The 9,089-nt window shown below is 76.0% G+C and carries 10 protein-coding genes; 7 read left to right on the top strand and 3 right to left on the bottom strand.

Annotated features, from left to right (window positions below; genetic code table 11):
• The first annotated feature begins 31 nt into the window (after positions 1 to 31).
• Entirely contained in the window at positions 32 to 1,243 is a 1,212-nt protein-coding gene (locus AB0F71_RS38355; protein WP_360245442.1) for an FAD-dependent monooxygenase, read from the top strand.
• On the opposite strand, the gene AB0F71_RS38360 is transcribed toward AB0F71_RS38355, so the two are convergent.
• The gene (locus AB0F71_RS38360) at positions 1,227 to 3,200 is read right to left on the bottom strand and encodes a hypothetical protein (protein ID WP_360245445.1); all 1,974 of its coding nucleotides are present in this window, start codon (positions 3,198 to 3,200) and stop codon (positions 1,227 to 1,229) included. The two genes, AB0F71_RS38355 and AB0F71_RS38360, sit on opposite strands and share 17 nt — an antisense overlap.
• Positions 3,201 to 3,574: 374 nt before the next feature.
• Between AB0F71_RS38360 and AB0F71_RS38365 the strand changes: the two genes are divergently transcribed.
• Both AB0F71_RS38365 and AB0F71_RS38370 read left to right on the top strand, forming a co-directional pair.
• Complete coding sequence (locus tag AB0F71_RS38365; protein ID WP_360245448.1) at positions 3,575 to 4,204, top strand: CBS domain-containing protein; 630 nt, start codon at positions 3,575 to 3,577, stop codon at positions 4,202 to 4,204.
• Between the two features lie 138 nt (positions 4,205 to 4,342).
• On the top strand, positions 4,343 to 4,993 hold the full coding sequence (locus AB0F71_RS38370; protein ID WP_360245451.1) for a beta-glucanase: 651 nt from the start codon (positions 4,343 to 4,345) through the stop codon (positions 4,991 to 4,993).
• 123 nt (positions 4,994 to 5,116) lie between these two features.
• On the opposite strand, the gene AB0F71_RS38375 is transcribed toward AB0F71_RS38370, so the two are convergent.
• Positions 5,117 to 5,488, bottom strand: coding sequence for a hypothetical protein (locus tag AB0F71_RS38375; protein WP_360245454.1), 372 nt, complete (start codon positions 5,486 to 5,488; stop codon positions 5,117 to 5,119).
• A 209-nt stretch (positions 5,489 to 5,697) separates the two neighbouring features.
• On the opposite strand from AB0F71_RS38375, the gene AB0F71_RS38380 reads away from it, so the two are divergent.
• Positions 5,698 to 6,072 (top strand): SHOCT domain-containing protein, encoded by a 375-nt coding sequence (locus AB0F71_RS38380; protein WP_360245457.1) that lies wholly within the window; start codon positions 5,698 to 5,700, stop codon positions 6,070 to 6,072.
• Between the two features lie 185 nt (positions 6,073 to 6,257).
• On the opposite strand, the gene AB0F71_RS38385 is transcribed toward AB0F71_RS38380, so the two are convergent.
• Positions 6,258 to 6,668, bottom strand: coding sequence for an organic hydroperoxide resistance protein (locus tag AB0F71_RS38385; RefSeq protein WP_360245460.1), 411 nt, complete (start codon positions 6,666 to 6,668; stop codon positions 6,258 to 6,260).
• Between the two features lie 184 nt (positions 6,669 to 6,852).
• On the opposite strand from AB0F71_RS38385, the gene AB0F71_RS38390 reads away from it, so the two are divergent.
• The 3 genes from AB0F71_RS38390 to AB0F71_RS38400 all read left to right on the top strand — a co-directional run bounded on the left by AB0F71_RS38390 (position 6,853) and on the right by AB0F71_RS38400 (position 8,921).
• Positions 6,853 to 7,326: a MarR family transcriptional regulator gene (locus AB0F71_RS38390; RefSeq protein WP_360245463.1), complete on the top strand. Its 474-nt coding sequence runs from the start codon at positions 6,853 to 6,855 to the stop codon at positions 7,324 to 7,326.
• Between the two features lie 309 nt (positions 7,327 to 7,635).
• The gene (locus AB0F71_RS38395) at positions 7,636 to 8,205 is read left to right on the top strand and encodes a sigma-70 family RNA polymerase sigma factor (protein WP_360245466.1); all 570 of its coding nucleotides are present in this window, start codon (positions 7,636 to 7,638) and stop codon (positions 8,203 to 8,205) included.
• Positions 8,202 to 8,921, top strand: a complete 720-nt coding sequence (locus tag AB0F71_RS38400; RefSeq protein WP_360245469.1) for a hypothetical protein — start codon at positions 8,202 to 8,204, stop codon at positions 8,919 to 8,921. Before AB0F71_RS38395 ends, AB0F71_RS38400 begins: the two co-directional genes overlap by 4 nt.
• The last annotated feature ends 168 nt before the right edge of the window (positions 8,922 to 9,089 follow it).

Raw genomic sequence — 9,089 nt, forward strand, 5'->3', positions numbered from 1 at the left:
AGTTATCTGATCCTCGAACGGAGTGGTTCCCATGAGTGCCTCCGCGCGCACCAGCGTGCTGATCTCGGGCGCGAGCATCGCCGGCCCCGCCCTGGCCCACTGGCTGAGCCGGTACGGCTTCGACGTCACCGTGGTGGAACTCGCCCCGGCGCTGCGCGGCGGCGGGCAGAACGTCGACTTCCGCGGGCGCACCCACCTCACCGTGCTGGAGCGGATGGGCGTGCTGGAGGAACTGCGCGCCCTGGACACCGGCGGCAGCCCGATCACCTTCGTCGACCAGGACGGGCGCCGACTGCTGCACCTGCCCGCCGAGTTCGCGGGCGGCGAGCTGGAGATCCCGCGCGGAGAACTGGCCCAGGTGCTGTACCGGCACAGCGCAGCCCGCGCCGAGTACGTCTTCGGCGACTCCGTCGAGGCCCTGGAGCAGACGGCGACCGGGGTGCGGGTCGCCTTCCGGCGGGCCGCTCCGCGCGAGTTCGACCTGGTGATCGGTGCCGACGGGCTGCACTCCACCGTGCGGCGGCTCGCCTTCGGGCCCGAGCAGCGCTTCGTCCGCCACCTCGGCTACTACGCGGCCACCTGGCAGCTGCCCGCCGGCGGCGCGCTGCCGGCCGGCGGGACGGCCCTGAACGTCCCCGGCCGGATGATGTCCGTCGGCGCCGACCCGCGCGACCCGGGCCGGGCGGGCGCCTTCTGCCTCTTCGCCTCGCCCGAACTGCGCTACGACCGCCACGACACCCGGCAGCAGAAGGAACTGGTCCGCGCCGCCTTCGCCGGCCTCGACTGGAAGGTCCCGGAACTGCTGCGCAGCCTGGACGACGCCCCCGAGCCGTACTTCGACTCGATCAGCCGCGCCGACGTCCCCGCCTGGTCCACCGGCCGGATCGCCCTGCTCGGCGACGCCGCCTGCGGGGCCACCATCGGCGGGATGGGCACCGGCACGGCGGTGGTGGCCGCGTACGTCCTGGCGGGCGAGCTGGCGCTGGCCCGTGGCGACCACCGGGCCGCCTTCGCCCGGTACGAGGGGCTGCTGCGCGACTACGCCCAGGGCTGCCAGAAGGGCGGGGACCGGACCGGCCCGTTCCTGGCGCCGCGCACCGCGGCCGGGCTGCGGCTGCGCAACGGGCTGCTCAACCGGCGGTGGGTGCTGAACCGGATGCTGGAGCTGGGGAAGCAGGTGTCGAGCGTCGAACTGCCGGACTACGGGGCGCTGTTGGCGGGGCGGTTCAGTGCGGCGGGCTGATCCGGTTGCCGTTGTCGAGCAGCGCCTCGACCTGGACGGCGCTCCGGGCGGGCCGTTCGACCGCGAGGGTGTGGTCCGGGGCCGGCCGGTCGGCCGACCAGTCCGGGCCCTTGACGGTCAGCCGGGTGACCCGTCGGCTGCCCGCCGCGAGCAGGTAGTCCGCGCCCTGCGGGGAGTGCCACCACGCCCAGGCGACGGTGTCCTGCTCGTACCGGCTGCACCCGCGGCCCGGTCCGCCGCCGGTGCGCTGCGGGCCCCGGGTCGCCGGCAGCAGCACGGCGGTGGTGGCGCTGCCCTCGCCGGTCCAGCGGTCGGCGCGCAGGCAGTACCAGGCGGCCGAGCCGGCGTTCTGCGGCAGCGGCTGCACCGCGAACGCCCACAGGTTGAGCTGCTTGACGCCCGGTGTGCCGTCCGGCACCGCGCAGCCGGCCCGCGCCCAGGCCGCCAGGGCGTCCTGGCCGGTGGACTCGCCCGGAGAGCGGGCGGGCTGGGTGCGGTCCGGCGGCGGGGTGTAGGTGAGGTGGGCCGGGACGAGGCCGCCGAGATCGGCCAGCAGGAAGGTGTGCTTCTCGGCGATCACCGAGGAGGAGCGCAGCTGGAGCACGGTGGCGCCCCGGCAGTCCGCGAGCCCGCCGCCCGGTGCGGCCGGGGTGACCCCGTCGGGGTGGTCCAGCGGGCGGGCGGCGGTGTCGGGCTGGTCGATCCGGCGGGTCTCGGCGGTGTCCACCCAGGGCGCCAGCAGGTAGCGCAGGGCGGTGCCCCGGCGGCTCAGCACCACCGCGCCCGCCGTGGTCGGGTCCGAGTCGTCGGCCCGGGCGAGGTCCAGCCCGCCGCCGCTCCCGTCGCTCCCGTCACGCCCGCCACTCCCGTCGGTCCAGCGGGCGATCCGGCGGCCGTCGTACAGCACGGCCACGCCGGTGCCGTCGACCGTCCCGGCGTACAGCAGCTGCGGCGGGGTGTCGGGCGGGGCGGTGTCCGTACCCGGCTCGGCCCGGGTCCGTGGGCCCGGCTGGGCCCAGGCGGCCAGGGCCCGGCCGAGCAGGGCCGCGTCCTCGCGCCGGTCGCCGCGGGCGGGCCAGGCGGTGAAGTCGATCCGCGCGGTGTGCTGCCAGGCGTCCGGCGCGACCCGGACCAGCCGGGCCGGGTCGGTGACGGCGCCCGGGGGCCGGACGGCCGACCGCGGGGCGCTGCTCGCCGGGGCGGAACCGCCGCCCAGTACCGCGGCCGTCGTGGTCAGCCCGAGCACCCCGACCGCCAGCGCGGCGGTCAGCGTACGGCGGCGGCGCAGCAGGTCGGTGGGCTGGACCCGGACGGCGCACGGGTCGAAGGCGAGCGGCTCCTCCTCGGGCCCGGCCGGGAGCTCGGCGGCCGCCGCGAGCGCCTCGGTGGGCCGCTCCACTCCGGCGGCGCGCAGCACCTCCAGCGCCTCCGGGCCGTCCAGCCCCTCGACCACGCGCAGCGCGAAGGCGGCCCGGGCCGGGGCGTCCAGGGCGGCGAGCGCGCGGTCCAGTGCCGCGTCCTGCTCGCCGCCGTGCGGGGTGAACAGCCGCAGGCCCCAGACCCGGGGCGCCAGCAGTCGCGCGGCCGGGCGCGGCCGCAGGGCGGCGCGCAGCACCCGTAGGCGCAGCGCTCCGTACACCTGGTCCGGGTCGGTGCCGGGGGTCGTCGGCGCGCTGTCGGCAGGCTCGGCGGAGGCAGGGGTGGCGCCGGAAGTGGTGCCGGGGGCGGGGGCAGGGGCAGGGGCGGTGTGGCGGGTCCAGCGGAACGGCAGGGCGCGCTGGACGGCCGCGTGCGCGGCGAGCACCCGGCTGTGCCGGTCCCTGTCGGCGGGCAGGGCGAGGTAGGCGAGCCGGACCAGCCTGCGGTAGTGGTGCACCAGCGCGGCCTCGGCCACCGCCACCGGGCGTGCCCGGCCGCTCCGGGCCGCCGGTTCCGCGCCCACCGTCCGTGCTGCCAACGGGCCCTCCCGGTGCCGATCGTGCTGTCGTGGTGGACGGTCCAACGACTCGATCATGTGATGGTTGCGCCGTTCGGGGTGTGCGGCGGGTTGCCGCACGCCGTCCGACCCGTTCGACCCGTCTGACCGTCCGACCCGTCGGATCGGGCCTGCCGGTCGGCTCCGGTACTCCGGGGTGGCCGGGCAGTTTCCCGTGTTGGAGGCGTGTTCGCAGGTCAGGGCCCTTGGTCCCACCCGTTCGGCCCCTTGGCCCCTGGCGCTCCGCGCGGCCTGGGGCCATGCTGCCGGTACCGGCCGGGACGATCCGCGCCCGATCGGACCAGCATTGTTGGACGAGGTGAACCGGCGTGCGGCATGCCACCGTCGAATCTGTGATGACCAGCCCCGTGGTCCGGATCGCGCCCGAGACCGGCTTCCGGGAGATCGTCGCGCTGCTGACCGACTACGACATCACCGGGGTGCCGGTGGTGGACCCGGACGGGCGGCCGCTGGGTCTGGTGTCGGAGGCCGACCTGCTGCGCACGCTGGCGGCGCAGGAGGACCCGGGCAGTCTGCTGCCCGCGCCCGAGTCGGCGAAGGCCGGGCCGGGCGGCGAGCTCACGGCGGCGGAGCTGATGACCGCGCAGCCGGTCTGCACCACGCCCGGCACCAGCGTGGTCGCGGCGGCCCGGCAGATGAGCCGGCACGGGCTCAAGCGGCTGCCGGTGCTGGACGAGGAGGGGCGGGTCATCGGCATGGTGAGCCGCGGCGACCTGCTGCGGGTGTTCCTGCGCGAGGACCGGGTGATCCGGCGGGAGATCGTCGAGGAGGTGCTCGGGCGGATCGACGGGGTGAGCCCGGCGGAGATCGGGGTGGAGGTCGACCAGGGGCGGGTGGTGCTCAGCGGCACCGTGCCCGAGGCGCACCTGGTGCCGATCGTGCTGAACCTCTGCCGCTCGGTGGACGGGGTGGTCTCGGTGACCGACCGGCTCCGGGCCGGGGGCGCCACCGCGTCGGTCGGCTGACCGGCGGCCTCATCCGGAGCGGTGACCCGGTGCAACACCCGAGGATTTGCTTCGCATACTGCGGAGCGTATCGGGTAACTCACTCTGTGTGCCCGGCGGTTCGGACTGCCGGGGCGACGGAGCACTGGGGAGGCGGCCGTGGCGGTCGTGTTCGACGCGGACTTCACTTCGACCGGGCAGTGGGTCGCCGGGCGCAGCAGCGCATACCCCCGGATGGGGCCGACCAACCGGAGCGACCACAAGCTCGACTACCTGAGCCACGACTACTGCCCCGGTGGGCGGTTCACCGCTGTGCGGCGGCGCACCGGCGGGCTGTGGACGTGCAACCTGCTGACCACCGAGGGCAGTCCGGAGGGCTTCCAGGTCCGTACCGGGGACGTCCTGTCGGCGCAGGTGACGCTGCCCGTCCAGCTGGGCGCCTGGCCGGCGATCTGGACCTGGCGGGACGGCGGCAACGAGGTCGACCTCTTCGAGTACCACCCGGACAACCCGGACCTGCTGGAGATCTCCAACCACGTGCGGGGCGGCTTCCGTTACTGGCACGGCGGTGGCGTCGGGGTCGGCCCGGGGGCGAGCATCGGCCTGCGGGTGGTGCTCGGCGCGCACTCGGTGGACTGGTACGTCGAGGAGGAGCTGGTCTACGCGGACCTGCACGGCGTCGGGTCCGGCTGGCACGCCTACCTGATCGTCAACATGTCGGTGGCGGACGGGACGTACCACGCCCGGCCGCCGTTCGACGGGCCGGACCGGCTGAGCTGGGTCTGCGAGAGCCTGACGGTGGAACGCTGAGCGGTCCGGAGCGTTCGGGCCGTTGGGCGCGCGCAGGCCGTCCGGGGCGCTCGTGCTCTTCGGTGCGCCGGTGCCGTCCGCCGCGCCACCGCGCCGCCGCGCCACCGCGCCACCGCGCCGCCGCTACGGTGCGAAGCCGGCGGTGATCGGGCCGCCCGGTCCGGAGCGCTGGAACCAGACCGCGCGGCGGCGGGTGCCGATGTGCGCGGGGTCGGTGACGTAGAGGTCGTCACGCGGCGCGCGTTCGTTGCCGGGGGCCAGCGCGGCGTCCACGGCCCGGTCGGCGAGGGCGCGGAGCAGGGCGGCGGCGGTGGCCTCGGTGGCGGTGGGCGCGATCGCCAGGGCGGCGAGCTCGGCCCAGAGCGCGGTGGCGACGTAGGTGATCGGCGAGTGGTTGAGCGCCGGGTGGGGGTGCCCGTCGGTGTTGCGGCGGAGCAGCCCGGCCGCGACCAGCTGCTCGGGAGAGCGGTGGTCGTCGGGCGGATGGTGGTTCATGGACGGAAACGCTACCCCCGTGCGTGGGGCCGGTTCCGCAGGAACGTTTTCTCAGGCTTTCTTCACGACGCTTTGACCCGTCGCGGGCGCACGATGGTGGTAAGGCGCTGGTCACCTCGGGCAGCGCGGCAGCTCAGGCCGTACGACGCCCCGGTGGTCACGGCGTCGATCACCTCGACGGGCCCGCAGGGTCGGAGGAGGAGGACCTGATGAGGCACTGGCATTGGCACGGCTACGGGCCCGGCCACGGACCGGGCGGCTGGGGCATCGCCCTGATGGCGATCGTCTCGCTGCTCGTCCTGGCGGTGCTGGTGCTGCTGGCCGTCGCCCTGTTCCGCTACATCTCCCGCTCGCGGCAGCCGGTCCCGCACGGACCGGGCGGGGCAGGGGTCGCGGGCCCCGGTTCCGGTGGACCGTACGGCTGGGGGCACGGCCCGACCCCGGAGCAGGTGCTCGCGGAGCGCTTCGCACGGGGTGAGATCGATGCGGAGGAGTACCGGCACCGCTTGGACACGCTGCGCTCGCCGGGTGGCCCCGGCGGGCCGGGCGGCACGAACGGCCCGGTCGGGCCTCCCGGCAGCTGACCGGGTGCCGGACTGACCGGGTGCCGGATCGGGGCACGGGACCGGGGGTGTCCGGGGGCAGGGGGCGGGGGGAGCGGCTGAGGCCCGCCGCGCGTGAGGTGCGGCGGGCCTCGTCGCCGGGCGGGGCGGGCAGGCTCCGGGCGGATCGTTGGGCCCCGTCCGGAGCCTGCCAGGGGGAGCGGGTGTTACTCGACGACCAGCTCGACCGGGATGTTGCCCCGGGTGGCGCGGGAGTACGGGCAGACCTCGTGCGCCTGCTTGACCAGCAGCTCGCCGCCCTCGCCCGCGAGCGCCTCGGGCAGCTCGACGCGCAGCACGACGGCCAGCCCGAAGCCCGCGCCGTCCTTGCCGATGGACACCTCGGCGGTCACCGAGACCTCGCTGGTGTCCACCCGGGCCTGCCGGCCGACCAGGCCGAGGGCGCTGGCGAAGCAGGCGGCGTAGCCGGCGGCGAACAGCTGCTCGGGGTTGGTGCCCTGGCCGCTGCCGCCGAGCGCGGGCGGCATCGCGAGGGCGAGGTCCAGCTGGCCGTCCGAGCTGACGGCGCGGCCCTCGCGGCCGTTGGCGGTGGCGGCGGCGGTGTAGAGCGCGTCCATGGTTGGTCCCTTCGTGGTGCGCGGTCCGTGGTGTGTCGCGGTGCGCGGGGGCGGGCGGAGTCGTCCTGTTCCGGCGGCCGGCCGGTCCTCCGTGGAGGTTCGGCTGCCGACTGCTCCATAAGTAGAGCACGCAATTCAGTTGTGCACAACTAGATGGCGCAACGGCGATCGGTACCATGGGGTCATGACCACGCTCCCCGGCATGGCGGACGAGGAACTGCTCCGCCTCGACCAGCAGATCTGCTTCTCGCTCAACGCCGCCTCCCGCGCCTTCGGCGGCGTCTACCGGGTCCTGCTCCGGGACCTCGGGCTCACCTACCCGCAGTACCTGGTCATGCTGGTGCTCTGGGAGGACGGCGACCTGCCCGTCAAGCGGATCGGCGAGCGCCTGCGACTCGACTCCGGCACCCTCTCCCCGCTGCTCAAGCGCCTGGAGGCGGCCGGGCTGGTGCGCCGTGAGCGCAGCCCGGAGGACGAGCGGTCGGTGACCGTCAGCCTCACCGCCGAGGGGTCGGCGCTGCGCGAGCGGGCCGGGCAGGTACCGCGCCGGCTGCTCACGGCGACCGGGCTGCCGGTCGAGGACCTGGCCGCGCTGCGGATGCTGCTGGAGCGGGTGACCGTCGCGCTGGACTCGGCGGACGTACAGCCGGCGCCGTAGGGCGGGGCCGTCGGGGCGGGGCTGTTGGGTCGGGTGGTCGCCCTCGGCGGCGGGGTGGTTGCGGGGCTTGTCAAGCCGCTGTCCGAGCGAGTGTGATCTGGGTCACTCGGGGATGCGTGGGCGCCCGCTCGCGCCCGTGAACGGGCAGGTCAGCGGCCTTGTTCGAAAGTGAACAGAATTGTTCCCAATTGTCCGCCCGATCCGGTCGACAACCCGCCCCTCCCGGACGGTTACACCACGAGCCCCGAAACGGGCCGTCGGCGTGCCAACCGGTGGGCCGGCCAGCTGACCCAGGAGAAGGGGGCGCGTGTGAACACTCCCGGGCCGGGGGAGGAGCGGGGCCTTCGGGCGGACCCGCTCGACGACCTGCCGAACGACTTCGAGGCGTTCTTCACCCGCGAGAACACCGGCTACCTCCGCTACGCCCAGCAGCGCCTGCGCCACCGCGAGGACGCCCAGGACGCCGTGCAGAACGCCGGCACCACGCTCTACCGGAACTGGCGCCGGGCCCTGGCCAGCGCCGACCCGCAGGCCTTCGCCTTCAAGATCGTCAAGGACGCGGTGGTCGACGTCCTGCGCGAACGCGGCCGGGCCGAGCGCAAGCGGCTCCGGGTGATCGCCCAGCGCCGCCCCGACACCAGCCAGGACGAACTGGAGGAGCTCGCCGAACTGGACGCGCTGGACTGGGCGATGGACGCCCTCGCGCGCGCCGCGCCCGTCCAGGCCGACGTGGTCCGGCTGCGCCAGGCGGGCACCTCCTACCACGACATCGGCCGGGCGCTCGGCATCGCCCACACCGCCGCCCGCACCTACTACAGCCTCGGGCGGCGCCACCTGGAGTACCTGCTGGAACACCCGGACGACGGGCAGGCGACATGAGGGTCATCGAGCTGCTGCGCGCACACGCCGCCGAGCTGGACGAGGAGTTCCGCGACCACGACCCGGTGGCCTTCACCCGCCGGCTGGCCGAACGGCTGGCCGCCGCCCGCCGGCCCGCCCCGACCGGTCGCGAGCGCCCCGCCCGGCCCCCCGCCGTCGCCCGGCCGCCGCACGCCGGGGCCGCCGGGGACCACCTCCGCTCCGGCGGGCGGGCCGAACTGCGGCGGGACCTGCGCCACCTGTGCGCGGGGGTGGCGGGCGCGGTCGAGCCCGGCGAACTGGCCCTGGACCTCGAACTCGCCGAGAAGGCCGCCTTCCGTACCCTCGGCTGCCTGCTCTACGGCATGGGGCGCACGGCGGACGGGGTCTTCTGGTGGCGGATCGCCGCCCAGTACCGCGACCAGCTGGCCGTCCACTGCCTTGCCGTCCACTACGCCGCCGAGGGCGAGTGGGGCGACGCGGCGCGCTGGGCCGCCGAGGCCGAGGACCTCAGCGACCCGGGGCGGCTGCCGGAACTCGCCCCGGCGGTACGGCCGGGCTGCGCCGCCGAGCTCACCCGCCTGTTGGCGGAGCGGTACGACGGGGAGATCCTGCTGACCCTGCGGGACACCGTGGCGGCGTCGCCGACGGCGCCCGGGCCGGCCGGGGCGGTGACCGGGGCCGGTCCGCTGGGCGCCCACCCGGTGCGCGGGCGGGGGGCGGTGCGGATCCGCTGACGGGTGTCGGTCGGGGGCGAGCGGCAACGGCCGGGGGCGCGTGGGGGCGGTGGGGAGGTGCGGGAACGGCCGGGGGCCGCCGCCGCCGCGGGGGGGGGGGGCCGCCCCGCCGGGGCGGGGGGTGGCCGGGCTGGGGGCCGGGGGGGGGGGGACGCGCGGGGCGTGGGC

The organism is Kitasatospora sp. NPDC028055, assembly GCF_040637885.1.
Lineage (GTDB): Bacteria > Actinomycetota > Actinomycetes > Streptomycetales > Streptomycetaceae > Kitasatospora.

Excerpts from the sequence above, each read along its gene's own strand:
- AB0F71_RS38375 (WP_360245454.1), bottom strand. The coding sequence starts at position 5,488 with ATGAACCACCATCCGCCCGACGACCACCGCTCTCCCGAGCAGCTGGTC.
- AB0F71_RS38355 (WP_360245442.1), top strand. The coding sequence starts at position 32 with ATGAGTGCCTCCGCGCGCACCAGCGTGCTGATCTCGGGCGCGAGCATC.
- AB0F71_RS38385 (WP_360245460.1), bottom strand. The coding sequence starts at position 6,668 with ATGGACGCGCTCTACACCGCCGCCGCCACCGCCAACGGCCGCGAGGGC.
- AB0F71_RS38400 (WP_360245469.1), top strand. The coding sequence starts at position 8,202 with ATGAGGGTCATCGAGCTGCTGCGCGCACACGCCGCCGAGCTGGACGAG.
- AB0F71_RS38390 (WP_360245463.1), top strand. The coding sequence starts at position 6,853 with ATGACCACGCTCCCCGGCATGGCGGACGAGGAACTGCTCCGCCTCGAC.
- AB0F71_RS38365 (WP_360245448.1), top strand. The coding sequence starts at position 3,575 with ATGACCAGCCCCGTGGTCCGGATCGCGCCCGAGACCGGCTTCCGGGAG.
- AB0F71_RS38380 (WP_360245457.1), top strand. The coding sequence starts at position 5,698 with ATGAGGCACTGGCATTGGCACGGCTACGGGCCCGGCCACGGACCGGGC.